This window comes from Cellulomonas sp. P5_C6 (assembly GCF_054049635.1).
Genome location: NZ_JBFULZ010000040.1, coordinates 1 through 25,666, shown reverse-complemented (window position 1 = coordinate 25,666; position 25,666 = coordinate 1). Strand labels below are relative to the sequence as shown.

At 72.8% G+C, this 25,666-nt stretch carries 20 protein-coding genes; 11 read left to right on the top strand and 9 right to left on the bottom strand.

The genetic code is table 11. From position 1 onward, the window contains the following. From ACXJKG_RS06955 to ACXJKG_RS06945, 3 genes are all read right to left on the bottom strand, one after another. A partial coding sequence (locus tag ACXJKG_RS06955; protein ID WP_456845024.1) for a Na+/H+ antiporter subunit D occupies nt 1-1,222 on the bottom strand: 1,222 nt, incomplete at its 3' end. After that, a complete protein-coding gene (locus tag ACXJKG_RS06950) occupies nt 1,219-1,704 on the bottom strand; it encodes a Na(+)/H(+) antiporter subunit C (RefSeq protein WP_456845023.1) in 486 nt (161 codons plus the stop codon). The genes ACXJKG_RS06955 and ACXJKG_RS06950, both read right to left, overlap by 4 nt. Nucleotides 1,705-1,709: 5 nt before the next feature. Then, a complete protein-coding gene (locus ACXJKG_RS06945; RefSeq protein WP_456845022.1) occupies nt 1,710-4,790 on the bottom strand; it encodes a Na+/H+ antiporter subunit A in 3,081 nt (1,026 codons plus the stop codon). Between the two features lie 381 nt (nt 4,791-5,171). Here ACXJKG_RS06945 and ACXJKG_RS06940 point away from each other — a divergent pair, with 381 nt between their 5' ends. Beyond that, nucleotides 5,172-7,262 carry a (Fe-S)-binding protein gene (locus ACXJKG_RS06940; RefSeq protein WP_456845021.1) on the top strand — a complete coding sequence of 697 codons (2,091 nt, stop codon included), beginning with the start codon at nt 5,172-5,174 and terminating at the stop codon, nt 7,260-7,262. Further along, a complete protein-coding gene (locus tag ACXJKG_RS06935) occupies nt 7,259-7,702 on the top strand; it encodes a pyridoxamine 5'-phosphate oxidase family protein (RefSeq protein WP_456845020.1) in 444 nt (147 codons plus the stop codon). The genes ACXJKG_RS06940 and ACXJKG_RS06935 overlap by 4 nt, the downstream gene beginning before the upstream one ends. Nucleotides 7,703-7,788: 86 nt before the next feature. Here ACXJKG_RS06935 and ACXJKG_RS06930 read toward each other — a convergent pair whose 3' ends face one another. Then, nucleotides 7,789-9,825, bottom strand: coding sequence for a penicillin acylase family protein (locus ACXJKG_RS06930; protein WP_456845019.1), 2,037 nt, complete (start codon nt 9,823-9,825; stop codon nt 7,789-7,791). Between the two features lie 210 nt (nt 9,826-10,035). On the opposite strand from ACXJKG_RS06930, the gene ACXJKG_RS06925 reads away from it, so the two are divergent. Beyond that, the gene (locus tag ACXJKG_RS06925; protein WP_456845018.1) at nt 10,036-11,817 is read left to right on the top strand and encodes an ABC transporter ATP-binding protein; all 1,782 of its coding nucleotides are present in this window, start codon (nt 10,036-10,038) and stop codon (nt 11,815-11,817) included. 3 nt (nt 11,818-11,820) lie between these two features. Here ACXJKG_RS06925 and ACXJKG_RS06920 read toward each other — a convergent pair whose 3' ends face one another. Beyond that, a complete protein-coding gene (locus ACXJKG_RS06920; protein ID WP_456845017.1) occupies nt 11,821-13,086 on the bottom strand; it encodes a threonine/serine ThrE exporter family protein in 1,266 nt (421 codons plus the stop codon). A gap of 49 nt (nt 13,087-13,135) precedes the next feature. Beyond that, nucleotides 13,136-13,567, bottom strand: coding sequence for a MarR family winged helix-turn-helix transcriptional regulator (locus ACXJKG_RS06915; RefSeq protein ID WP_456845016.1), 432 nt, complete (start codon nt 13,565-13,567; stop codon nt 13,136-13,138). Between the two features lie 125 nt (nt 13,568-13,692). On the opposite strand from ACXJKG_RS06915, the gene ACXJKG_RS06910 reads away from it, so the two are divergent. The 5 genes from ACXJKG_RS06910 to ACXJKG_RS06890 are packed head-to-tail and all read left to right on the top strand — an operon-like array spanning nt 13,693 to nt 17,969. Then, the gene (locus tag ACXJKG_RS06910) at nt 13,693-15,585 is read left to right on the top strand and encodes an ABC transporter ATP-binding protein (protein WP_456845015.1); all 1,893 of its coding nucleotides are present in this window, start codon (nt 13,693-13,695) and stop codon (nt 15,583-15,585) included. Nucleotides 15,586-15,630: 45 nt separating this feature from the next. After that, complete coding sequence (locus ACXJKG_RS06905) at nt 15,631-15,978, top strand: VOC family protein (RefSeq protein ID WP_456845014.1); 348 nt, start codon at nt 15,631-15,633, stop codon at nt 15,976-15,978. Continuing rightward, nucleotides 15,975-16,493 carry a hypothetical protein gene (locus ACXJKG_RS06900; protein WP_456845013.1) on the top strand — a complete coding sequence of 173 codons (519 nt, stop codon included), beginning with the start codon at nt 15,975-15,977 and terminating at the stop codon, nt 16,491-16,493. Before ACXJKG_RS06905 ends, ACXJKG_RS06900 begins: the two co-directional genes overlap by 4 nt. Nucleotides 16,494-16,534: 41 nt before the next feature. Then, nucleotides 16,535-17,149: a DinB family protein gene (locus ACXJKG_RS06895; protein ID WP_456845012.1), complete on the top strand. Its 615-nt coding sequence runs from the start codon at nt 16,535-16,537 to the stop codon at nt 17,147-17,149. A 4-nt stretch (nt 17,150-17,153) separates the two neighbouring features. Beyond that, a complete protein-coding gene (locus ACXJKG_RS06890; RefSeq protein WP_456845011.1) occupies nt 17,154-17,969 on the top strand; it encodes a hydrolase in 816 nt (271 codons plus the stop codon). On the opposite strand, the gene ACXJKG_RS06885 is transcribed toward ACXJKG_RS06890, so the two are convergent. From ACXJKG_RS06885 to dcd, 3 genes are read right to left on the bottom strand one after another with little or no spacing between them, the layout of a single operon-like run. Further along, nucleotides 17,962-18,423: an NUDIX domain-containing protein gene (locus tag ACXJKG_RS06885; RefSeq protein ID WP_456845010.1), complete on the bottom strand. Its 462-nt coding sequence runs from the start codon at nt 18,421-18,423 to the stop codon at nt 17,962-17,964. The genes ACXJKG_RS06890 and ACXJKG_RS06885 overlap by 8 nt on opposite strands. Then, a complete protein-coding gene (locus ACXJKG_RS06880; RefSeq protein ID WP_456845009.1) occupies nt 18,420-19,556 on the bottom strand; it encodes a hypothetical protein in 1,137 nt (378 codons plus the stop codon). Before ACXJKG_RS06880 ends, ACXJKG_RS06885 begins: the two co-directional genes overlap by 4 nt. Nucleotides 19,557-19,559: 3 nt before the next feature. Then, nucleotides 19,560-20,135 carry a dCTP deaminase gene (gene dcd / locus ACXJKG_RS06875; protein WP_456845008.1) on the bottom strand — a complete coding sequence of 192 codons (576 nt, stop codon included), beginning with the start codon at nt 20,133-20,135 and terminating at the stop codon, nt 19,560-19,562. Between the two features lie 264 nt (nt 20,136-20,399). On the opposite strand from dcd, the gene ACXJKG_RS06870 reads away from it, so the two are divergent. The 3 genes from ACXJKG_RS06870 to ACXJKG_RS06860 form a co-directional block, all read left to right on the top strand. Then, complete coding sequence (locus ACXJKG_RS06870) at nt 20,400-22,862, top strand: GH36-type glycosyl hydrolase domain-containing protein (RefSeq protein WP_456845007.1); 2,463 nt, start codon at nt 20,400-20,402, stop codon at nt 22,860-22,862. A 28-nt stretch (nt 22,863-22,890) separates the two neighbouring features. Continuing rightward, nucleotides 22,891-23,877: an aldose epimerase family protein gene (locus tag ACXJKG_RS06865; RefSeq protein ID WP_456845006.1), complete on the top strand. Its 987-nt coding sequence runs from the start codon at nt 22,891-22,893 to the stop codon at nt 23,875-23,877. Between the two features lie 60 nt (nt 23,878-23,937). Continuing rightward, the coding region (locus tag ACXJKG_RS06860; RefSeq protein ID WP_456845005.1) for a S8 family serine peptidase at nt 23,938-25,666 on the top strand (1,729 nt) is incomplete at its 3' end.

The following is a 25,666-nucleotide window of genomic DNA, read 5'->3' as shown; positions in this document are numbered from 1 at the left end:
GTGTCCCCACTTGTACACCGGCCTCCAGCAGCCCGACCTTGCCCAGGAACCCGGACAGCGGAGGGATGCCGGCGAGGTTCATGGCGGGCACGAAGAAGAGGATCGCCAGCACCGGCGTCAGCTTGGCCAGGCCGCCCAGCTTGGTCAGCGACGTCGAGCCGCCGGCACGCTCCACCAGGCCCACCACCAGGAACAACGCGGTCTGCACGGTGATGTGGTGCACCACGTAGTAGATGGCGGAGGTGTAGCCCAGGTCGGTGGCCAGGGCGATGCCGAACACCATGAACCCGATGTGGCTGACCAGCGTGAAGGACAGCAGTCGCTTGATGTCGTCCTGCGCGACCGCACCGAGGATGCCGACCACCATCGTCGCCAGCGCGGCCCACAGCAACGCGTCGTCCAGCCGGCCGTCCGGGAACAGCAGGGTCTGCGTGCGGATGATCGCGTACACGCCGACCTTGGTCAGCAGGCCCGCGAACACCGCCGTGACGGGCGCGGGGGCGGTCGGGTACGAGTCCGGCAGCCACGCGGACAGCGGGAAGATGGCGGCCTTGATGGCGAACGCGAGCAGCAGCAGCACCTGCAGGACCAGCCGCACGCCGGGGTCGATCTCGGGCAGCCGCAGTGCCAGCTGCGCCAGGTTCACGGTCCCGCAGGCGGCGTAGATCATCGCGATCGCCACGAGGAACAGGACCGAGCTCAGCAGCGCCACGACGATGTAGATGGTCCCCGCGCGGATGCGCTCGCCGGTGCCGCCGAGCGTGATGAGCACGTAGCTGGCGGCCAGCAGGATCTCGAACCCGACGTAGATGTTGAACAGGTCGCCCGACAGGAACGCGTTGGCGACGCCCGCCGTCAGCACCAGGTACGTCGGGTGGTAGATCGAGACGGGCGCGGACTCCTCGTCGTCCTCGCCACCCTGCGCCAGCGAGTACAGCAGGACGCAGAGGGTCACCGCGCTGGAGATGGTGAGCATGAGGGCGGACAGCCGGTCGGCCACCAGGTCGATGCCCACGGGCGCGGCCCAGCCGCCGACGTCGACCACCAGCGGGCCGTCGTCGGCAAGGATCAGCAGCGCCACGCTGGCCACCAGCACCAGGCTCAGGGCGACCACGGAGACGAACCGCTGGAGGTTCGGTCGGCGGTAGAGGGCGAGCGCGAGACCGGCCGCGGAGAGCGGGATGACGACCGGCAACGGGACGATCCAGGTGACGTCCGTCATGACGACACCCCCGGGGGTCGCGCCGGTGCGCCCTCGTCGGTCTCGTCGCGCGCCTCGGCGGCCTCCTGGTCCAGCGTCTCCGCGGCGACCGCCATGTCCGAGTCCGTGACCGCGAGCTCGTCGCGCGCGGCCAGCCGGGCGATGCGGCGGTCCTCGACGTCGTCCTGCACCTCGTCGTGCCGGTGCAGCTGCCACGAGCGGTAGGCCAGGGCCAGCAGGAACGCGGTCATGCCGAGCGTGATGACGATGGCCGTCAGCACCATGGCCTGCGGCAACGGGTCGCTCATCTGCCCCTCGGGCGTCGCCCCCACGATCGGCGGGCGACCCGCGGCCCCCCCGGCCACCAGGAACAGCAGGTTCGCGCCGTTGCCGATGAGGATGACGCCGATGAGCACGCGCGACAGGCTGCGCTCGAGCAGCAGGTAGACGCCGCCGGCGAACAGCACGCCGATGGTGACGACGAGGACGATGTTGGGGCTCATGTCGATCACGGCWCGCCCCCGTCCCAGCCGGCAGGCCGGGCAGCCGCGGCCACCCGCTCGGGCAGGTCGGGGTCGTCGGGCACCGGGTCCTCGCCCGTCTCGGCCCGGCGGTCGATCTCCGCCCCGAGGCTGCGCAGGATGTCGAGCACCAGCCCGACGACCACCAGGTACACGCCGATGTCGAAGAACAGCGACGTCACCAGGTGCAGGTCGCCGATCACCGGCAGCTGGATGTCGAGGATCCAGGACTGCAGGACCTCGCCCCCCGCCAGCAGCGCCAGCAGCCCGACGCCGGCCGAGAGGAACAGCCCGAGCCCCAGCAGCAGGCCGGGCTGCACCGGAGCCGCCTCGCCCAGCTCGTACCGACCCCCGGCGAGGTACCGGACGATGAGCGCGATGCCCGTCACCAGGCCCGCCGCGAACCCGCCGCCCGGGGCGTTGTGGCCGCTGAACAGCAGGAACACCGAGTAGACGATCATCGTGTGGAACAGCAGGCGGACCACGACCTCGAAGATGACCGACCGCCGCTGCGGCGCCAGCGTCCGGCCCGCCTGCAACCACTCCCGGCCGCGCGCGGCGCTCGACGGCACCGCCGACTCGTCGCGGTCGGCGACGATCCCTCCCGCGTCGACCTCGGCAGCGTCGCCGCCCGGCCGACGGAGCGCCGCCATCGGGTCGTCGGACCCGCCCCACACCGCGCGGTCCCGGCGGGCGTCCTGCGCCCGGTAGATCGCGCCGGCGCGCCGGGACAGGAAGACCAGGGACGCGACGCCGGTCGCGGCCACCAGCAGCACCGAGATCTCGCCCATCGTGTCCCAGGCGCGGATGTCGACCAGGGTCACGTTGACGATGTTCTTGCCGCCGCCGAACCGGACCGCCTCCTCCGCGAAGTCCTTGGAGACCGGCAGGTGCATCCGGGCTCCGGGCGCGACGAGCGCCACGCCGGCGACGGTCAGGCCGACGGCGAGCCCGAGGGCCAGGCGCACCCAGCGGCTCGCGGCCAGGGGCCGGTCGGAGAAGTACGGGGGGAGCCGGCGCAGGACCAGCACGAACACCACGAGGGTCACGGTCTCGACGAGCACCTGCGTCAGCGCCAGGTCGGGGGCGCCGTGCAGCAGGTAGAGGCCCGCCACCGAGTAGCCGCCGATGCCCAGCAGGATCACGGCCTTGAGCCGTCGGCGGGCGCGGACCACCAGCAGCGTCGAGGCGATCGTGCCGGCGGCGAACACCAGCTGCGCGGGGTTGTCCCAGACCGTGAGGCTGGTGGGGAACGTGGTGCTGAGCAGCGTGGTCGTGCCCACGGCCAGCACGAACACCACGAGGATCAGGCCGAGGTACAGGGGCAGGGAACCGCGCTGGGTGACCGCCGTGACGTCGGCGGCGACGTCGTCGAGCCGCCGCATGAACCGGCGGTAGACCACGTCCGCCTCGGGCCCGCGGTAGCCGTTGCTCTGCCAGCGCTCGACCCGGTCGCGGACCAGGAACAGCAGTGCGCCGGCCAGCAGGATCGCGAGCGTGAGGACGAACGTCGGCGTGAACCCGGCCCAGATCGCGAGGTGTCCGGGCGGCCCCTCCGGATAGGTGTCGGCGTACGGCCGCAGCAGGTGCTCCCCCAGCTGCGGCAGCAGCGCGACGGCCAGGCCCAGGACGGCGAGGATCATCGCCGGCCACACCAGCAGCAACGACGGGTGCGTGATCGAGGCCGGGTGGGCGTCGTCGCGGGCTGCCTCCCCGAGCGACGTGCCCGGCTCCGTCGACTCCTCGAGCGCCTCGGGCACCACGGCCGGCTTCGTCGCGAAGGCCCCCCACCAGAGCCGCAGCCCGTACGCGACGGTGAGCACCGAGCCCACCGACACCGCGACCAGCACGGTCATCCCCACCGCGCTGTCGTCCAGGTGGCCGAGCGCCTCGAGCCCGGCCTCCTTGGCCACGTACCCCGCGAACGGGGGCAGCCCGATCATCGACGCCGTCGCCAGCGCGCCCGCGAGCGCCGTCAGCTTGAGCTCGCGGCCGACGCCGGACAGCCGCCGCAGGTCACGCGTGCCGGTCGCCGCGTCCACCACGCCGACGACCAGGAACAGCGCCGCCTTGAACATCGCGTGCGCACCCAGCAACGCGAGCCCCGCGAGCGCCGTCGCCCGCGTGCCCAGCCCCACCAGCAGCACGATGAGGCCCAGCTGGCTGACCGTGCCGAACGCGAGCACCAGCTTGAGGTCGTGCTGCCGCAGCGCCCGGTACCCGCCGAGCAGCATGGTGCCGCAGCCGAGCACGATGACGATCCACTGCCAGGTCGGGTCCGTGGAGTACGCCGGCGCGAACCGCGCGACCAGGTAGACGCCGGCCTTCACCATCGCGGCCGCGTGCAGGTACGCACTCACCGGCGTCGGCGCCGCCATGGCCGCGGGCAGCCAGAAGTGGAACGGGATCAGCGCCGACTTGGTGACCGCCCCGGCCAGCAGGCAGACGATCGCGACCGTCACCGCCGCCGTCCCCCGCGGGGGGTTCGCGATGACCTCCGACAGCCGGTACGTCCCCGCCGCCTCGCCCAGCAGCACGATCCCGACCAGCATCGCGAGGCCGCCGGCGGTCGTGATGACGATGGCCTGCATGGCCGCGCGCCGGCTCGCCTTGCGCTCTGCGTAGTGGCCGATGAGCAGGTACGACGTCACCGTCGTCAGCTCCCAGAACACGAACAGCAGCAGCATGTCGTCGGCGGTGACCAGGCCCAGCATCGCCCCGGAGAACGCGACGAACACGCCGCCGAACCGCCCCAGCCCCGACGCGCTCGTCTTGAAGTACGCCGAGCAGTAGACCAGCACGAGGGCGCCGACCCCGCCGACGATCAGGGTCATCAGCCACGACAGCGTGTCCAGCCGGAACGTCAGCTCCAGCCCCAGCGCGGGGATCCACTCGACCTGCTCGACGGGACCGTTCCCGGCCTGCACCTGCGACGTCCAGGACAGCGCCCAGACGGCCGCGGAGGCCGGCGCGAGGGCCAGCACCCAGAACGCCTTGCGACCCATCCACCGGACGAGCAGGGGCGCGACGACGGCTGCGGCGAGTTGAACGGCGAGCAGCAGCAGCACGTCCGGCTCCGTCCTGTAGGGCGGGTCGACGGGGGTGGGTCTGTTGTAGGCGGTGCAGGTCCGAGCATGCGCGGCGGCTGTCGTCGGCGCCCCCGCGATGCACTGATGATTTGGTCAAGACTGTACCAACCGGATTCCCACACCTCTTCCCACGCCCGCCGCCCGGCGGCTCGGCACGGCGCGGGGGCCCTCCCCGGTCGAAGCCCGAGCGGTCGCCCGCACAGTCGTGAGTTGGCGACGAGTTCGGTAGCTGCAACTCACGACTTCGTCGCCAATTGACGACCTCGCGGTCGAACATCGGGTCGCACATCGGGTCGTCGAGCCGGGGCGCGCGGCCGGAGGTCCCCGGTACCGGCGGCTCGGCGCCGCTAGCGTGGCGCCGTGGATGCGCTGCAGGTGGTGTGCCTGGTCATCGTGATCGTCGCGACCGTGGTCGGGGTCGCGATCTTCGCGCGCGGCGCGGGCGCCATCGTGCGGACGGTCCGGGTCGGGCGGCCCGCGTCGGGGCGCTGGGCGCCCGTGGGTCCGCGGCTGGCGACGCTGGCACGCGAGGTGCTCGGGCACGGGCGGTTCCAGCACCGGCCGGTGGTCAAGGTCGCGCACTGGGTCGTCATGGTGTCGTTCGCGCTGCTGTTCCTCACGCTGCTCACCGGGTACGGGCAGGTGGTCGACCCGTCCTTCTCGCTGCCGCTGATCGGGCACCTCCCGCCGCTCGAGTGGGCGATCGAGGCGATCGCGTGGGCGTCGCTGGTCGGCATCCTGGCGCTGATCACGCTGCGGGTCCGGCTCGGGTCCCGTGAGCGGGGGTCGCGGTTCTTCGGGTCGAACCAGGGGCAGGCGTTCTTCGTCGAGGCCACCGTGCTCGTGGTCGTGCTCTGCGTGCTCGTGCTGCGCGGGCTGGAGTACGCGCTGGCACCCACCAGCGCCTGGCACTTCCCGCTGACCGCGTGGTTCGGCTCGTCGTGGACCGGGGTCGCGACGAGCACCCTGGAGACGGCGATCGTCCTCGTCGCGACCGTGAAGATCCTCGTGTCGATGTCGTGGTTCGTCGTCGTCGGGCTGCAGCCCACCATGGGCGTCGCGTGGCACCGGTTCCTCGCGATCGTCAACGTGTACACGCGCCGCGAGCCCACCGGCGGCGTCGCGCTCGGCCCGCTGCAGCCGCTGACGCTGGACGGCGCGCCAGTCGACCTCTCCGCCCTGGAGGACCTGCCCGACGACGCCCGCCTCGGGGTCGGCGCGATCGAGGACTTCACGTGGAAGGGGCTGCTCGACTTCTCCACCTGCACCGAGTGCGGCCGCTGCCAGGACCAGTGCCCGGCCTGGGCGACCGGCAAGCCCCTCTCGCCGAAGCTCGTCACGCTCGCGCTCCGGGACCACGCCGCGGCGACGGCCCCGTACCTGCAGGCGGGCTCGGTGGACCAGAGCCACGCGGGCATCGACCTCCTCCGGTCCGGCGTCATCGACCCCGACGCCCTGTGGGCCTGCACCACGTGCGGCGCCTGCGTGCAGCAGTGCCCGGTCGACATCGAGCACGTGGACGCCATCGTCGACATGCGGCGCTACCAGGTGCTCATGGAGTCGGCGTTCCCCAAGGAGCTGGGCGGCACGTTCAGCAAGCTCGAGCGGCAGGGCAACCCGTGGGGGCTGCCGGCGCGGAACCGGCTGAGCTGGGCCAAGGGCCTGGACTTCGACGTGCCCGTGGTCGGGGTCGACGTGGAGTCCGCCGCCGAGGTCGAGTACCTGTTCTGGGTCGGCTGCGCCGGCGCGTACGAGGACCGCGCGATCCGCACGACGAAGGCCGTCGCGGAGCTGCTGCACACCGCCGGCGTCGGCTTCGCCGTGCTGGGCGACGGCGAGTCCTGCACGGGTGACCCGGCGCGGCGTGCGGGCAACGAGCTGCTGTTCCAGATGCTCGCGGGCGCGAACGTGGAGACGCTGAACGAGATCGGTGCCCAGCGGATCGTCGTGACCTGCGCGCACTGCTTCAACACCATCGCCCGCGAGTACCCGCAGCTGGGCGGCCGGTACGAGGTGGTCCACCACACCGAGCTGCTCAACACCCTGGTCGCGGACGGCCGGCTGACCCTTCTTCCCTCGACCGACGAGCGGACCGTGACGTACCACGACCCCTGCTACCTGGGCCGGCACAACCAGGTGTACGCGCCGCCGCGCGAGCTGCTCGGCGCGATCCCCGGGCTGGCGCTCGCCGAGATGCCGCGCAACCGCGAGCAGTCGTTCTGCTGCGGCGCGGGAGGCGCGCGCGTGTGGATGGAGGAGTCGATCGGCACGCGGATCGGCACGGTCCGGGCCGACGAGGCGATCGCCACGGGCGCGGACGTCGTCGCGACCGCCTGCCCCTTCTGCACCGTGATGCTCTCCGACGGCGTCGCCGCGTCCCACGCCGTCGGCGTCCCCGAGGTCACCGACATCGCCCTGCTCCTGCTGGACCGCGTGAAGGAGGCACCGTGATCGGCCCGCGCAGCACCGAGCAGCGTCGACAGGACGCCCTCTACCGTCTCGGCCACGACGTCGACGCGTGGGTCGCGACGACCGACACGGCCACCGGCGCACCGCGCCTGACCCCGCTCTCGTTCCTCTGGCACGACGAGGCGCTGGTCTTCTCCACCCTCGGCACGAGCCCGACCGCGCACAACCTCGCGACGAACCCGTCCGTGCAGGTGGGCATCGGGCTGACGCGCGACGTCGTGCTGGTCCAGGGGACGGTCGAGGTCCTGCCCGAGGTCTCCGACGAGCTCGGGGACGCCTTCGCCGCGAAAGCCGGCTTCGAGCCGCGGTCGCTGCGGGACCCGTACCCGTACTTCCGGCTCACGCCGCGGACCATCCAGGTCTGGCGCGAGGAGGACGAGCTGGCCGGCCGCTGGATCATGCGCGACGGGGCCTGGCGCTAGCCGGGCTCGGTGCGTCTTCGCGTGAAGACTTCGTTCCGCTGGGCGCGACAAAGTCTTCACGCGAGCGATGGCGACGGGGCCTGGCGCTAGCCGGGCTCCTCCTCGAGCCGGTCCCAGGCGGTCACGATCTCGACGGTCTGCGCCGACGCCCACGTCGCCAGCTGGTCGGTCGCGTGCGGGCTCGCCGGGTCCCCGGACGCGCCGAACGGCACCCCCCACCGGCTGCGCGAGCGGTCGTCGAGGTCCCAGACCCAGCGCGCGACCGATCCCCGCCACGACGCGTCGCTCACGCCCGGCACGCTCGCCGTGCAGCGGACGCAGTCGGTGTCGCCGGACAGCGGGACCGCGTCGACCGCCGGCCCGGGGAAGCCGAGCATCACCGGGACCGGCTGCAGCCGGTGGCGCTCGCCCCACGCCTCGTCGGCCAGCTCCGCGACCCCTTCCAGCGCCTCGCGCGCCACGGCCACGCCGTCGATCCCGAAGGGCGCGGCCGCCAGGAGCTGCGGCAGCGCGTCCCCGACCCGCCCGGCCACGGTGAGCCACGGGTCGAACAGCGCGCCGCGCCCGTGCGGCTCGTGCAGGCGCGCGAGGGCCGGGTGCGCGGCGACCAGCACGGCCGCCCGAGACCGCCAGGCGGCGAACGCCCCGGCGTCGACGCTGTCCGCGGACATGTGCCCGTCCCACGCGAGCAGCCGGCGACGCAGCTCGGCCGCCGCGGGCGAGAGGTCGTCCGCGCGACGCACCCACCCGAGCAGCTCGTCGGCGCTGCCCAGCAGCGTGTCGCCGTGGATCGCGCTCATGTCGGCGGGCGCGCGCGGGCGGTCCACGTCGGCGTCGAGCAGCGCGCGGATCCGTCGCGCGCGGTACGGCGCGACGTAGGCCCGCCCGAGGTCCCGGGAAGCGGCGGCCGGTCGCTCGTTCGCGTCGACGGCGACGTCCCGCACGGGCGAGGGCTCGGCCAGCCGGTGCCACGGCGCGGGACGTGCCGCGTCGGACCAGGCGTCGTGCGGCAGCCGGCGGTCGTCCCACGAGCGCGTGACGACGAGCCCCGCGTCGAGGCTGAGCACCACCCCGCCGGCGTCGGCCGCGAGCACGCGGTTGACCGGGTCGACCCAGCCCGCCAGGGCCGTGGCGACGTCGTCGGCGGTCCGGGCGCGCAGCAGAGGGAGCAGGCACGAGAAGCCCACGTCCGAGGCGACCCGGGCGGGGAACCGCACGCTCAGCCCGTCGAGCACCACCGGCCCGCGCTCGGTCTCCACCACCTCGACCGGCACGTCGGCGGCGCCGCGCACCCGGACCGTCTCCGTGTGCCGGCTCACCGGCGCCCACCCGTCCGGCCCGAGCGCGGCCCGCCCGTCGTCGGACAGCCGCTCCCGGAACACCTCGACGTGGTGCGCGATCGCGTTGGTGATCCCCCAGGCGGCCGACCCCGTGTGGCCGAAGTGCTGCACGCCGGGCACCCCGGGGAACGCCAGGCCGAGCACGTCGAAGTCGTCGCACGCGAGCCTGACCTGCTGGTACACGCCCGGCAGCTCGATCATCCGGTGCGGGTCGCCGGCGAGCAGAGGCTTGCCCGAGAGCGTCCGGGACCCGTGCAACGCCCAAGCGTTCGAGCCCGACGACGCCGTCCCGTCCGAGTCGAAGAGGTCGATCGCCGGCTCGCCCAGCGTCGCGCGCACGTGCTCGTTCCACACCAGTCGCGGGAACGTCGAGAACAGCGCGTGCTTGACGTGCATGATCCCGAGCGGCACCCAGGACGGCCACGGCTCGTGCGGGGTGACGGAGCCGAACCGGGCGTCCAGCGCGAGACGTTCCGCAGGCTCGTCGGCCAGGACCTCGTTCACGCCCTCCACGTAGGCGTCGACGAACGCGCGGTCCTCGTCGCCGAGCGCGGCGTACGCCCGCTGCGCGGTGTCGGCCAGACGCGCGCGGCGCGCGAAGAGGTCCCACGCGACCCCGTCGGGCCCGATCCGCTCCGCCAGCCGCCCCTCGGCCTTCCACCGGTCGACCTCGATCTGCCAGCCGCGGTCGCGCGCCGTCACCAGCCCCTGCTCCCGGGCGAGCCCGAGGACGTCGGCGGCTCGGACGTGGGGCACGCCCAGCGCGTCGCGGAAGACGGTCATGACGGCATCAGCAACGGGCCTGCGGCGCCGGACCGTTGCTGATCCACGCGGAGACCTCCCTCGTCGACGGTGGGCACGCCCCATGAGAACCCCGGCCACGGTAGCGAACGGTGCGGGGTCGCCGGATCGACGCCCTGCGCGCGCGCCCCGGTCGAATCGATCCACGACTCTCGCGGAAGGCGCTATCCGTCGAAGGCCTCGGATGTCACGATGGAACCCGTGACCGACAGCCACCACACGAACCTCGCGGTCGTCGACATCGACGGCGCCCACCCGGTCCGCTCGGTGTTCCGCCTGCTCGGGGCACACCGGCGCCGGGTCCTGTCGGCCGTGGCGTTCTTCACGCTGAAGGACGTCCCGCTCTGGCTCATGCCGGTCATCACGGGCAAGGTCATCGACGTCGTGGTCGCGGGCGGACCGACGAGCGAGCTGTGGCTGTGGGCGTCCGTCGCGGTCGTCGCGCTGCTGCAGAACTACCCGAACCACGTGCAGTGGACCAAGCTCTTCATGGGCGCGGTCCGGCAGATCGGCGCGGACCTGCGCAACGGGCTCACGGCCCGCCTGCAGAGCCTGTCGATCGGCTTCCACAGCCGGGTGAGCGCCTCGATCGTGCAGACGAAGGTGGTCCGCGACGTCGAGAACGTCGAGGTGATGCTCCAGCAGATCGCGCACCCGCTGCTGAGCGCCACGATGGTCATGCTCGGCGCGATCGTCATGACTGCGATCGCCGTGCCCGAGTTCCTGCCGGTGTACGCGCTGACCATCCCGCTCGCCGTGCTGCTGCGGGCCGTGCTCGCGCAGCGGTCGCGGGAGCGCAACGAGTCGTTCCGGCGCGAGGTCGAGCACTTCTCCGCCCGCGTCGGCGAGATGGCCACCCTGATGCCGATCACCCGCGCGCACGGCCTGGAGGCCACGGCCGAGGAGCGGGTGGCCGTCGGCGCCGAGGGCGTGCGCTCCGCCGGCTACCGGCTCGACGTGCTGAACGGCCGGTTCGCGTCGCTCAGCTGGGTCAGCCTGCAGCTGCTCGGGGTCCTCTGCCTGGTGCTGGCCGCCTGGGTGTCGATCACGGGGCTGATCACGATCACCGCCGGCCAGGTGGTGCTGCTCAGCTCGTACTTCGCGCTCATCACCGGCTCGGTGACCAATCTGCTCATGCTCCTGCCCATCGGCGCCAAGGGCCTCGAGTCGGTGCGCTCCATCGCCGAGGTCATGCAGGAGCCCGACCTCGAGGAGAACGCCGGCAAGCGCGTGGTGGACCGCGTCGACGGCCGGCTCACGCTCGAGCACGTGCACTTCCGCTACCCCGACGCCTCCGCCGACGCCCTCGACGGCATCGACCTCACCATCGAGGCGGGCCAGACGGTCGCGTTCGTCGGGCCTTCCGGCTCCGGCAAGTCCACGGTGCTCAACCTCGCCCTCGGCTTCCTGCGGCCGACCGGCGGGCGCCTGCTGCTCGACGGCGTCGACACTGCCCTGCTCGACCTGCGCTCGGTCCGCACCCACGTGTCCGTCGTGCCGCAGGAGTCGGTGCTGTTCGAGGGGTCCATCCGCGACAACGTCGCCTACGGCATGCCCCGGGTGTCGGACGAGCGGGTGCGCCGGGCCCTCGTCGACGCCAACGCCGCCGAGATCGTCGATGCCCTCCCCGACGGCTGGGACACGATCGTCGGCGAGCGGGGTGCCCGGCTGTCGGGCGGCCAGCGCCAGCGCATCGCGATCGCCCGCGCGCTGGTCCGCGACCCCCGCATCCTGCTGCTCGACGAGGCGACCTCCGCGCTCGACCCCGAGTCGGAGGCGGCCGTCAAGGAGGCCCTCGCCCGGCTCATGCGCGGACGCACCACGCTGGTCGTCGCGCACCGACTGTCCACGATCCGCTCCGCGGACCGCATCGTCGTCCTGGACGACGCCCGCGTGGTCGAGGTCGGCACGCACGAGGACCTGCTCGCCGCCGACGGGCGCTACGCGCGGCTCCAGCGCGCCCAGCAGGTGTGAGCGTCAGCGCTCGAACGCCCACGTCCGGTCGGTGAGCATCCGCGCGATGGCCAGCCCGATCGCGAGCGCCGCGACGACGAGGGCCGCCTGCACCCCGTAGTCGAGGGCCTGGACCGTCCGGCCGTTGGAGATGTGGAACACCGCCCGGTAGACCAGCACGCCGGGCACCATGATCGTCACGGCGGGGACGTAGACGGTGATGCGCGGGACGTCGAGCCGTGGCGCGACGACGGCGGCGAGCAGGCCGACCACCAGCGCCGCCATCGCCGCGGCGGCCTGCGGGGGCACGGACGCCGCGACCAGGTGGATGCGCGGCACGTTGGCGACCATCCCGACGACGGCGGCCGCGAGCGCGATCCGCCAGGGGCTGTTGAACATCAGCGCGAAGCCGAGCACCCCGAGGAAGCTGGCGACCAGCTGGAGCGCGATCAGCGGGCCCGCGGCGAGCGCCGGCGGGCTGGGCGGGTCCGGGGTGAGGCCGACGACGAGCGAGAGCGCCCAGACCGCGAGACCGGCCGACGTGACGATCATCAGCGCGTAGGTGAGCCGGGCGACCGCCGCCGAGAAGTCGAGCTTGGCCAGGTCGAGGAAGCCGGTGACCAGCGGGAACCCGGGGATGAGGAAGAGGACCGCCGACACGTACCCGACCTCGTGCCGTCCGCCCGTGACCCCCACCGCCTGCAGCAGCGTGACGAACGCGAGGTAGCCGAGGCACGCCACCGTGGCGGCGAGCATGGTGACGCCGAACTGGTTGAACTTGCGGTGCAGCATCGTGCGTCGCAGCGCCTGCCCCAGGTACGCCCCGACGAAGACGCCGGCGATCTCGACGACGCCCCCGTTGTTGAGGAACGAGAAGGCCGCGCAGGCGAGGGCGGCCCACAACGCGTTGAGCAGCACCGGGTAGAGCGGCGGCTTGGCCGCGATCCGGTCCAGCTCGGTCGTGACCTGCTCGACGGTCGCGGTCCCGGCCGTGTCGAGCCGTCCGGCCAGGTGCTCCAGCCGCGCGAGCCGGTCGACGTCGACCCCGATGCTGCGGACCTCGGTCACCTCGGTGCGGAAGCTGGCACCGCGGTGCGACGTCGTCGTGATCTCCGTGAGGGTCACGTGGGCCTCGTGCCGCTCGATGCCCAGCGCACGGGCGACCCGCGCCATCGACGCCTTGACCCGGTACGCCCCCGTGCCGGCCGACAGGCTCAGCCGCCCGACCTGCAGCACCACGCCGGAGCGACGGATCAGCTCGAGCTCGTCGTCGTCCGGCGTCGTGGGCACGTCCCCATGATGACGTGCCGGTCGACCCTGGACCGGGCCGATCGTCCCGCTAGGCCTCCGCGACCGACCCGCCGGCGACCACGCGCAGCAACCGCAGCAGCTCCGCCTGGTCCTCCGGGGACAGCCGCCCCAACCGTTCGGCCGCCCCCTCGTGCCGCTGGGCGGAGATCGCGGCGAGCATCGCCCGACCCGACGGTGTGAGCTCGAGCAGCGTCGCGCGCCTGTCGGTCGGGTCCGGGAGCCGCTGGACGAGGCCGTCCGACTCGGCCGCGTCCACCTTGGACGTCACCGACCGCGGCGCGACGTCCAGCGCCGCCGCGAGCTCCCCGAGCCTGCGCGGCCCGTCGCACCTCTCCAGCGTGCGCAGCAGCCGCAGCTGCCCGGGCGTGGTGCCCTGGAGCTCCAGCCGTGCGGCGGCGTCGCGGCGGACGCCGCGCAGCACTCCGTAGAGCAGCTCGAGCAGCTCCCCCGATTCGTCCACGGCGGTGACGCTACCGCATGTTGTGATCCAGGCACATAGTGAGTTAACCTCAGCACCGCCTGAGGGAATCGTCGGGGCACGGCAACCGGTTCTCCCAGGGACGCACCAGAACCCAGGAGGTGGGCATGTCGATGCCCGGCAACCCGAACATGCGCGGCTTCGCCAAGGACCGCTCGGTCCAGGACCACAAGCTGACCCGCGACACGCTGCGCCGCATCCTCGGGTTCGCGCGCCCGTACCGCGCCAAGCTCGCCGTCTTCGTCGGGCTCATCGCCCTCGAGGCCGCCGCCGGCGCGGTGACCCCCCTGCTCTTCAAGACCCTGATCGACGACGGCATCAGCAAGGGCAACACGCAGCTGGTCCTCGGCATCGCCGCCGTCGTCGCCGGCCTGGCCGTCCTGGGCGCCGGGCTCTCGGTCGCCGACCGCTGGGTGTCGTCGCAGGTGGGCGAGGGCCTCATCCTCGACCTGCGCACCGCGGTGTTCGACCACGTGCAGCGCATGCCGCTCGCGTTCTTCAGCCGCGCCAAGACCGGAGCCCTCGTCCAGCGGCTCAACGGCGACGTGCTCGGCGCGCAGCAGGCCTTCACCAGCACCCTGCAGAACGTGGTGAGCAACTCGCTGACCATCGTGTTCGTGCTCGCGGCGATGCTCAGCATGTCGTGGCAGCTGACCCTGCTCAGCCTGGTCCTGCTGCCCGCGTTCGTCTTCCCCGCGCGCTGGTTCGGCAAGAAGATCGCCAAGATCACGCGGGAGAGCTACGAGCTCAACGCGGACGCCGCGCAGATCATGAACGAGCGGTTCAACGTCGCCGGCGCGCACCTGGTCAAGATCTTCGGGGACCCGGAGCGCGAGTCGACCAACTACGCCGCGCACGTCGGCCGCGTCCGCGACATCGGCGTCACGCGCGCCCTGTACTCGACGTGGTTCCGCGTCGGCCTGACCACCCTGGCGAGCGTGGCGGTCGCGATCGTCTACGGCCTGGGCGGCGTGATGGCGATCMRCGGGCAGCTSACSGTCGGCGTCGTCGTCGCGCTCACCGCCTACCTCGGSCGCCTSTACGGSCCGCTCACCGCGATGTCCAACGTSCAGGTCGACGTSATGACSGCSCTGGTCAGCTTCGAGCGCGTGCTSGAGGTGCTGGACCTSGARCCGACGGTCGCGGAGAAGCCGGACGCGATCGACCTGCGGGAGCAGACCGCCGCGCACGGCGCGTCCGTCCGGCTCGACGCCGTCGCCTTCCGCTACCCGGGCGCCGAGGAGGTCTCGCTGGCCTCCCTCGAGTCCGTCGCCACCCTGCGCAACGAGCCGATCGAGGACACGCTCCGCGACATCAGCTTCACGGTCCCCGCAGGCCACATGGTCGCCCTCGTCGGCCACTCCGGCGCGGGCAAGACGACGATCTCGCAGCTGGTCACGCGCATGTACGACCCGACCCGCGGCTCGGTGCAGATCGCCGGCGCCGACCTGCGGGACGTCACGCACGCGTCGCTGCGCGCCACGGTCGGCGTGGTCAGCCAGGAGGCCCACCTCTTCCACGACACCATCGCGGAGAACCTGCGCTACGCCCGGCCCGAGGCCACCGACGACGACATCGAGCGCGCGCTGCGCCAGGCGCACATCGCGGACCTGGTCGCCAGCCTGCCCGACGGCATCCACACCGTGGTCGGCGACCGCGGCTACCGGCTGTCCGGCGGCGAGCGSCAGCGGCTSGCCATCGCCCGCCTGCTGCTCAAGGCCCCGGACGTCGTGGTGCTCGACGAGGCCACGGCCCACCTCGACTCGGAGTCGGAGGCCGCCGTCCAGGCGGCGCTGGACGAGGCCCTCGTCGGCCGCACCAGCATCGTCATCGCGCACCGCCTGTCGACCATCCGGCAGGCCGACTCGATCGTCGTGATCGAGGCGGGCCGCGTGGTCGACCAGGGCACCCACGCCGACCTGCTCGCCCGCGGGGGCCTCTACGCCGAGCTCTACCGCACGCAGTTCGGCGGGACGATCCCGGCGACGACCGCGGCGTAGCCCGAAACGCGGGACGGGGACGGCCGCGGCCACTACCGTCGCGGCATGATCGGACGCATCGACGAGGTCGTCTTCGACTGCGCGAACCCCCCGGCGCTCGCCCGCTTCTGGGCCGACGTCCTGGGCGGTGAGCCCGCGGGTCGCGACGACGACTGGCACTACGTCGACCCGCCCGGCTGGACCCGCGTCGCCTTCCAGCGCGTGCCCGAGGGCAAGATCGTGAAGAACCGCGTGCACCTCGACGTCGAGGTCGCGGACATCGCCGACGCCACGGCGCAGGCGGAGACGCTGGGCGCGACGCGGGTCGGCGACGTCCACGTCGACACCGCCGGCTCGTTCCAGGTCCTGCTCGACCCCGAGGGGAACGAGTGGTGCGTGGTGAAGCCGGCGTGACGCGCGGGACGTGGCGCTGGATCATCGGGGTCGTCGCGGGGGTCGTCGTCGCGGTCGTCGTCATCGTCCTGCTGACGCGGCTGGTCCCGCCGCAGGACGTGGTCGGCGGCAGCGGTGACTACCCCTCCTACGCGACGACGGCCGACCTCGAGGGCACGGCCGACCTCATCGTCCGCGGCACGTTCTCCTCGATCACAGCCGACGACTCCGAGGGCTTCCCGCAGGAGGTCGCGACCGTCGAGGTCACGGCCGCGGCCAAGGGCTCCGTCGAGCCGGGCAGCACGCTCGAGATCCGCTACACGACCGGCAGCGAGGACCCGCCCGAGGGCCTGGCCGTCGGGGGCGAGTACGTGATCCTGCTCGACGACCTGGCCGACGTGGCGGGCGACGTCCCGCCGACCCCGGTCAACGCCGACCAGGGCTTCTACACGGTCGTCGACGGCCACGCGGTCGCGTCGCCGACCAACACGGTCCTCCTCGCCCCCGCGACCCTGCAGGCGCTCGGCCTCTCCTGAATCTGGTTGCACGGGTCGTCGCCGAGGAGAACCGTCGACCCATGACCGTTCCCGCCCGCCTGGCCCCTCTGCTCGCCGAGTACGACTTCGCCCGCGAACGCCTGCTGCACMGCCTCACCGGCCCGACGATAGACAGCGGCGACGGCGAGCAGGTGGAGGTCCCCCCGCTCACCGACGCCGAGCTGCTGTGGGAACCCGTCCCCGGCAGCTGGTCGGTCCGCCGGCACGCCGACGGGCCGGGCGTCGGCGCGACGGTCCTGGTGGGATCGGGTGAGTGGGGTCGCGACGGCGGCCGCCCGCACCCGTGGCCGCCGCCGGTCACCACGATCGCGTGGCGCATCGACCACCTCACCGACATGCTGGCCGGCCGCGCGGACCACACCGACGGCAGCCGCACCCGGACCGAGGAGCTCGACCGGCCGCAGGGCGAGGCGGCGGGCGCGATCGCCGGCCTGCGGGCCGCGTCGGAGGCCTGGCGCGCGACCCTGCTGCGGGCCGACGACGCCGCCCTCGACACCGTCGGCTACAGCGCCTACCCGTACGGCTCCGACCCGGAGGACCGGTTCCTCGACATCGTGTGGTGGGTCAACCAGGAGGTCGTCCACCACGGCGCTGAGATCGCCCTGCTGCGCGACCTGTACCTCCGGCTAGCGTGATCGCATGAGCTTCTGGATCTGCGCCACGTGCGCCGTCGAGAGTGCCGAACGGTTCGACGTCTGCGCGATCTGCGACGACGAACGCCAGTGGGTCCCCGCCGCGGGCCAGCGCTGGACCACGCTGGAGGAGCTGCGGTCGCAGGGCTACACGGCGTCGGTCGCGCCGCTGGAGCCCGACCTGTTCGCGGTCACCAGCACGCCCGGCGCCGGCATCGGCCAGCAGTCGAAGCTGCTGGTCACCCCCGAGGGCTCGCTCCTCTGGGACCCGATCGGCTTCCTCGACGACGACGCCGTGGCGGCCATCACCGAGCACGGCCCGGTCCGGTACATCGCCGCCAGCCACCCGCACATGTTCGGCGCACAGGTCGAGTGGAGCCGGGCGCTGGGTGGCGCGGAGGTGCTGGTCGCCGAGGCCGACGCCCGCTGGGTCAACCGCCCGGACCCCGTCATCCGCTTCTGGTCCGGSCMGCTGGAGRTCCTGCCSGGCGTSACCCTGAGCCAGCCSGGCGGCCACTTCCCCGGCAGCGCGATCGYSCACTGGMCCGCCGGCGCCGGCGGCCGTGGCGTCCTGCTCACGGGCGACACGGTCTTCGCCAACCCCGACCGGAAGTCGGTCGCCTTCATGCGCAGCTACCCCAACCACCTGCCGCTCTCGGGTGCGGTCGCCCGCCGGGTCGCCGACCACCTCGAGACCCTCGAGTTCGACCGGCTCTACGGCAACTTCGCCAACGTCATCGCCGACGACGCCAAGGACGTCGTCCGCCGCTCCGCCGACCGCCACATCGGCTGGGTCGACGGCGCTTTCGACCACCTCACCTGAGCGCGTCCTCCAGCCGGTCGACGAACGCCGCCTGAGCCGTCACGACAAGCCGCCGCGCCTCGTCGGGCGCGAACCAGCCGGCCCGGTCGAGCTCCGGGACGAGCATCGTCCGCCCCGACCGCGGGGGCCAGGCGATCTCCACGAGGTTGCTCGCGATCGCGGACACGTCGAGGTCCCCCTCCAGCGCCCACGCGGTGACGACCTTGCCGCCGCTCTGCCTCACGTCGCCGAGCGGGACCGGGTCCGACGCGGGTGCCGGCACCCCGAGCTCCTCGGCGAACTCCCGGAGGGCCGTCTCGTACGCGTCCTCCCCGGGAGCCGGCTCGCCCTTCGGGATCGTCCAGGCACCCGCGTCCTTGCGCGCCCAGAACGGCCCGCCCATGTGCCCGAGCAGCACCTCGAGCCCCGCCGCCCGCCGGAACAGCAGGATCCCCGCACTCGTCCGCGCGGTCACACGTCCTCGGGGTCCACCAGGAAGTCGGCCTCGTCGGCGATCTCCCCGCCGATCGCGCCGTGCACCGCGCGGGCGACGGACTGCACCAGCGGGGCGGCGCGCGACCGGGCGACGCGGTGCTCGAACGACGGCCGCTCGGCCTCGAGCTCCTCGATGAACGGGGGCTCCCAGTGCACGCGGTACGCGACGACTCCGCCGACGGTCCACGGCAGGCCGCGCATCAGGGGCGGCAGGGTGGTCTCGGCGCCGGCCTCGACGGAGAGGGTCCCGTCGTGGCCCAGGTCCACCAGCACCCCGTAGGCCTCGGGCGCGGGGGGCACGGCGATCATGATCTCGTCGTACGCGTCGGCCTCGTCCATCAGGCGCTTGCGCTCGGTCTCGTCCTCCACGCCGTGCTGCTCGAGCGCGGCGGACAGCCCGCGGCCGCCGGCCTCGGCCACCCACCCGGGACGGCCGCCGGCGTCCCGCCCGACCCCGGGCAGCGGTCCGGTCCAGGTGCCGGTCGCCTCGCTGAGCCGCGCGCGCGGCAGCACGGACTGCACCACGGCCAGCGCCTCGTCGGGCTCGAGCCACGAGTCGGACAGCACGGTCAGGTCGATCGCGCTGTCGACGTCGGGGGTCAGGACGGTGCCGTGCTCGCCGATGCGCACGGAGCCGCCCAGCCGGCGGGCGGCGGCGACGAGCCACTGCAGGACGCGCTCCTCCTCGCGGATCGGCATCCCCTCGGGGAACGCGCGCTTGAGCCCGTCGCGGTCACCGCCGGGGTACGGCTTGTCGCCGCGCTCGCGGGGGGCGACCAGCACGTAGGCGAGGGTCGACGTCGTCGGCAGGCCGAGGCTGACCGCGTCGTCGGCCTCCACCCGGTACGGGCCGGTCAGCGTGGACAGCCGCGCGAGCCGCAGGGCGCGGGCCGGGGTCGTCGACGAGCCGACCGCCCGGATGCCGAGCGCCGCCGTCATCGGCCCCATGATCCCGCGGGGCTGGGGCAGGTCGCCGTCCTCCCACCGCGCCTGCGCGAACCGGCTGACGGCCAGCACCTCGACCTCGTCGGCACCCACGTCCTCGGGCAGCGCGAGGATGTGGCGGGACCGCAGCGTCGGGTCCTCGGCCCGGAGGCGAGGCAGGCTCGCCATGGCTCAGACGTCCGTCCGGTGGAAGTTCTGCCAGGACCGCGAGGCCGTCGGGCCGCGCTGCCCCTGGTATCGCGAGCCGTACTCCGACGAGCCGTACGGGTGCTCGGACGCCGAGGACAGCCGGAAGAAGCACATCTGGCCGATCTTCATGCCGGGCCACAGCAGGATCGGCAGCGTCGCCACGTTGGACAGCTCGAGCGTCACGTGACCCGAGAAGCCGGGGTCGATGAAGCCGGCGGTCGAGTGCGTGAGCAGGCCGAGGCGCCCGAGCGACGACTTGCCCTCGAGCCGGGCGGCGATGTCGTCGGGAAGCGTCACGGCCTCGTAGGTGGACCCGAGCACGAACTCGCCGGGGTGCAGCACGAAGGACTCGCCCGGGGAGACCTCGACCAGTCGCGTGAGGTCCGGCTGGTCGGCCGCGGGGTCGATGAACGGGTACTTGTGGTTGTCGAACAGCCGGAAGTACCGGTCGAGCCGCACGTCGATGCTGGAGGGCTGGAGCATGGCGGGCTCGTAGGGGTCGAGGGCCACGCGGCCCGACTCGAGCTCGGCCCTGATGTCACGGTCGGAGAGCAGCACGGGGCCACGGTAGTCCGCCCGGCCGTGCGTCCCGGGCAGGTCCGGGTCGTGGACCGGGAGGCCGCCCGGACGCGCGATTTCTCCTCGTCGTCCTGCCCGCCCGTTCCACCATCCGACGCGGGCGGCTATGCTCTCGTCCGAGAGTTGTGTGGGAGCGCTCTCGCACAATGATATCGCGCCTTGGTCACGACGCGCCGCCCGCACTGCAGCGGGAGGATGTCGGGAGGAGCAGGCGCCACTGCCGAGCACTCGAGGGGCAAGTCCATGCGGTACGGCCATTTTGACGACGAGGCACGCGAGTACGTCATCGAGACGCCTCACACGCCCTATCCGTGGATCAACTACCTGGGCTCCGAGCAGTTCTTCTCGCTCATCTCGCACCAGTCCGGCGGGTACTCGTTCTACCGCGACGCCAAGATGCGCCGGCTGACGCGGTACCGCTACAACAACATCCCCGCGGACGCGGGCGGCCGGTACTTCTACGTGAACGACGGCGGCGACGTGTGGACCCCGTCGTGGCTGCCGGTCAAGGCGGACCTCGACCACTTCGAGACGCGCCACGGCCTGGGCTACACGCGCATCACGGGCGAGCGCCGCGGGATCTCGGTCGAGACCCTGTTCTTCGTGCCGATCGGCGAGACGGCGGAGATCCAGAAGGTCACGGTCACCAACACGTCCGACGCGACCAAGACGATCGGCCTCTTCTCGTTCGTCGAGTTCTGCCTCTGGAACGCGCAGGACGACCAGACCAACTACCAGCGCAACCTGTCCATCGGGGAGGTCGAGGTCGAGCAGGACGGCCCCTACGGGTCGGCCATCTTCCACAAGACCGAGTACCGCGAGCGCCGCGACCACTACGCCGTCTACGGCGTGAACACGCACGCCTCGGGCTTCGACACCGACCGCGACACGTTCGTCGGCGCCTACAACGGCCTGGGCGAGGCGACGGTCCCGCGCAGCGGCACGTCCGCCGACTCGGTCGCGTCCGGCTGGTACCCGATCGGCTCGCACTCGGTCGAGCTCACGCTGGAGCCCGGCGAGTCCCGCGCGCTCACCTACGTGCTCGGCTACGTCGAGAACCCGGACGAGCAGAAGTGGGCCGACGACGCCCACCAGATCATCAACAAGGAGCCCGCGCACGCGCTGCTGGGCCGCTTCGCGACGACCGAGCAGACCGACGCCGCCTTCGAGGAGCTGCGCGCGCACTGGACCGGCCTGCTGTCGACGTACTCGGTGACGAGCGACGACGAGAAGCTCGACCGGATGGTCAACATCTGGAACCAGTACCAGTGCATGGTCACGTTCAACATGTCGCGCTCGGCGTCGTTCTTCGAGACCGGCATCGGCCGCGGCATGGGCTTCCGTGACTCCAACCAGGACCTGCTGGGCTTCGTGCACCTCATCCCGGAGCGGGCCCGCGAGCGCATCATCGACATCGCGTCCACGCAGTTCGAGGACGGGTCGGCGTACCACCAGTACCAGCCGCTGACCAAGCGCGGGAACAACGACATCGGCTCGGGCTTCAACGACGACCCGCTGTGGCTCATCGCCGGCGTGGCCGCGTACATCAAGGAGACCGGCGACGTCGCGATCCTGGACGAGCCCGTGCCGTTCGACAACGAGCCCGGGTCCGAGGTGCCGCTCTTCGAGCACCTGGTCCGCTCGTTCCAGTTCACGGTGGACAACCGTGGCCCGCACGGCCTGCCGCTGATCGGCCGCGCCGACTGGAACGACTGCCTCAACCTCAACTGCTTCTCGACCACGCCGGGCGAGTCGTTCCAGACGACGGAGAACCAGGCCGGCGGGCACGCCGAGTCGGTGTTCATCGCCGCGCAGTTCGTCCTCTACGGCGCCGAGTTCGCGGAGCTCGCCTCCCGCCGGGGTCTCACCGAGGTCGCCTCGCAGGCCCGCAAGGTCGTCGACGAGGTCCGCGCCGCGGTGCTCGAGCACGGCTGGGACGGCGAGTGGTTCCTGCGCGCCTACGACTACTACGGCAACCCCATCGGCACGGACGCCAAGCCCGAGGGCAAGATCTGGATCGAGCCGCAGGGCTTCGCCGTCATGGCGGGGATCGGCGTGGACGGCACCTCCAAGGACTCCCCGGCCATCAAGGCGCTCGACTCCGTCGGCGAGATGCTGGGCACCCCGCACGGCCTGGTGCTCCAGTACCCCGCGTACACGACGTACCAGATCGAGCTCGGCGAGGTCTCCACCTACCCGCCCGGGTACAAGGAGAACGGCGGCATCTTCTGCCACAACAACCCGTGGGTGATCATCGGCGAGACCGTGGTGGGCCGCGGCGCGAAGGCGTTCGACTACTACAAGCGGATCACGCCGGCGTACCGCGAGGAGATCTCGGACACGCACAAGCTCGAGCCGTACGTGTACGCGCAGATGATCGCGGGCAAGGAGGCGTCGCGCGCCGGTGAGGCCAAGAACTCGTGGCTGACGGGCACGGCGGCGTGGAACTTCGTCGCGGTGTCGCAGTACCTGCTCGGCGTGCGCCCGGACTACGACGGCCTGGTGGTCGACCCGCAGATCGGGCCCGACGTCGCCGACTACACCGTCACGCGCGTCGCCCGCGGCGCCACGTACCAGATCCACGTGACCAACTCCGGGGCGGAGGGTGCGCGTGGGCGCCTGACCGTCGACGGCACGCCGGTCGAGGGCAACCTCGTCCCCTACGCCGCCGCGGGCCAGGTCGTCCGGGTCGAGGTCACCGTCTGACCCCGGCGGGGTCGGGCGAGGAACGTCGATGACGGCTGTCCAGGAGATCGAGGCGCTCGCGCCGGCGCTCGAGCAGAGCGGCCGGGTGGTCACCATCCGCAACGGGTCGTGGGAGATCGACGTGCTGCCGGCGACGGGCGCGTCGATCGCCGGCGGACGCATCCGCACGGCCGACGGGGTGTGGCGCGACCTGCTGCGCCCCACCCGCAGGACCGTGCTGGGCGAGGCCGAGAAGTGCTCGAGCTTCCCGATGGTCCCGTGGTCCAACCGGATCAGCGACGGCGTCCTGCCGTTCGGCGGCCGCACCTGGCAGCTGCAGCGCAACGGCGCCGACGGCACCGCGATCCACGGCGCCGCCCGGCACGCCGCCTGGACGGTGGTGGAGCGGTCCGAGTCCCGCGTGGTGCTCGAGCTGGACACCTCCGAGCTGATCGGCGTGAACTTCCCCTGGAAGTTTCGCGCGCAGATCACGTACGGGCTGACCGGCGACAGGCTCACCGTCGGCACGTCGCTGCGCAACATCGACGTCGAGCCCTTCCCGGCCGGCTTCGGGCACCACCCGTACCTGCAGCGGACGCTGTCCCCGGTCGGCGCGCAGTCGCCCCTGACGCCCGGCCAGCCCGTCCTGCAGGTGCCCGCGCAGAAGGGCTACTCGCTGGTCAACGCGCTCGCCAGCGGCCCGGCCGGCACCGTCCCGCGACGCGCCGACTTCCGGGTGGCCCGCCCCCTCGGCTCGGCGTTCGTCGACGACGTGCTCACCGCCTGGGAGCCCGGCGCGCCGGTGCGGATCAGCTACGACGAGCTCGGCGTGAACATCGACCTGCACGCCGACCCCGTGTTCGCGCACCTGGTCGTCTACGCGCCCCGGCGCCGGTCCTACTTCGCGGTCGAGCCGGTGACCAACGTGAACAACGGCTTCTCGCTGCACGCCGCCGGGGTGCCCGGCACCGGCGTGTTCGTCCTGGACCCGGGCGAGGAACGTTCGGGCGCGTTCACCATGACGCTCCGCGGCTGACGCCGGGCAGATCCCGCCAAATCGCTCAAGTCGTCCGTCCGGATGGTCGATGATCCCCTCGTGCCTCCCCGTCTGCGCCCCGTCCTCGCCGTCGCCCTCGGACTGGGTCTGACCCTGGGGCTGGTGCCCTCGGCGGGTGCTGCGGCGCCGGCGCCGATCGACCCGACGACGGGTGAGCGGCCGACCGACCGCGGCCCGGTCGCGGTGGCCGCGGACCCGCAGCCGTCGGATGCGGACGGGTACGCGCCCGGGCACGTGCTGGTCCGGTTCGCCGACAGCACGACGAGCTCCCAGCAGCGGTCCGCCCTCTCCTCGGTCGGCGGCAGCCGTGAGGGCACGATCGCCGGCACCGGGTTCGTCGAGGTCGCCGTGGGCGACGACGACCCGCAGACCGTCGCGGACGCGCTCGCCGACGACCCGCGCGTGGCCGAGGTCCAGGTGGACCACGTGCGGCACGCGACGGCGTGGACCAACGACCCGCTGCTCTCCTACACCTGGCCCTACATGGACCTGACCCGGATGCCCCGCGCGTGGGACGTCTCCACCGGGTCGGGCGTCGTCGTCGCGGTGCTCGACACCGGCGTCTCGGCCACCCACGAGGACCTGACCGGCTCGGTGCTGCCCGGGATCGACCTGGTGGACGGCGACTCCGACGCGACGGACGAGCACGGCCACGGCACGCTCGTCGCCGGGATCGTCGCCGCCCACGGCAACAACGGCAAGGGCATCGCCGGCACCGCCTACGGCGCGAAGATCCTCCCGGTGCGCGTGCTGGACGAGACCGGCAACGGCAACGACGAGACGATCGCCGAGGGGATCAGCTGGGCGGTCGCGCACGGCGCGGACGTCATCAACCTGTCCCTCGGCGGCCCCGAGGTGGCGCCGCTGCTGCGCTCCGCGATCGTCAGCGCGGTCGCCGCGGGCGTCGTCGTGGTGGCCGCCGCCGGCAACGACGGGACCGAGACGCCGTTCTTCCCGGCCGCGTACGCCCCCGACATCGACGGCCTGCTCGCCGTCGGCGCCACCGACGACGACGGCGCCCTGACCTCGTTCTCCAGCTGGGGCGACTGGGTCTCGCTCACGGCCCCGGGCTGGTCCATCGTCGGCCCGGCGCTCGACGGCGGGTACGCGTCGGGCTCGGGTACGTCCTTCGCCGCCCCGCAGGTCAGCGGCACCGCCGCCCTGGTGCTCGCACATGCCCCGACCCGCACCCCGGCCCAGGTCGAGGCCGCCCTGGTGTCGACCGCCCGGGACGCGGGCCCGCGCGGGGTGGACGACTACTACGGGTCCGGCGTGCTCGACGCGGCCGCGGCCGTGACGGTGAACGACCCGGTCCGCGCCGCCGTGTCCGTCCCGCTCGACCGGGCGGCGAGCGACCCCGGGGGTGGCGACGACAGCGCCGCACGCGCCCGCGCGATGACCGGCGGCTGGGCCGACGGCACGCTGGCGCCCGAGGGCGACGTCGACTGGTACCGCGCCCCGGTGCCCGCTGCCGGGTGGTACGACGTCCGCGTCGACCTGCCGTACGCCGACGAGGACCAGGAGCTCGACCCCGTCCTCGAGGTGCGCGACGCCCAGGGTCAGGTGATCGGCCGGGCCGACGACGCCGGGACCAACGTCAGCGAGCACGTGGTCGTCCCCGCCGCGGCGGCCGGTGCGCTGCTGGTAGGTGTCACCAACGGCACCGGGCACGCCTCGAGCCAGCCCTACGAGGTGTCCGTGACCCTGGCGGACCAGCAGGTCAGGTTCGCGGAGGCCGCCCAGACGGGCGCTGCCGACACGCGCACGA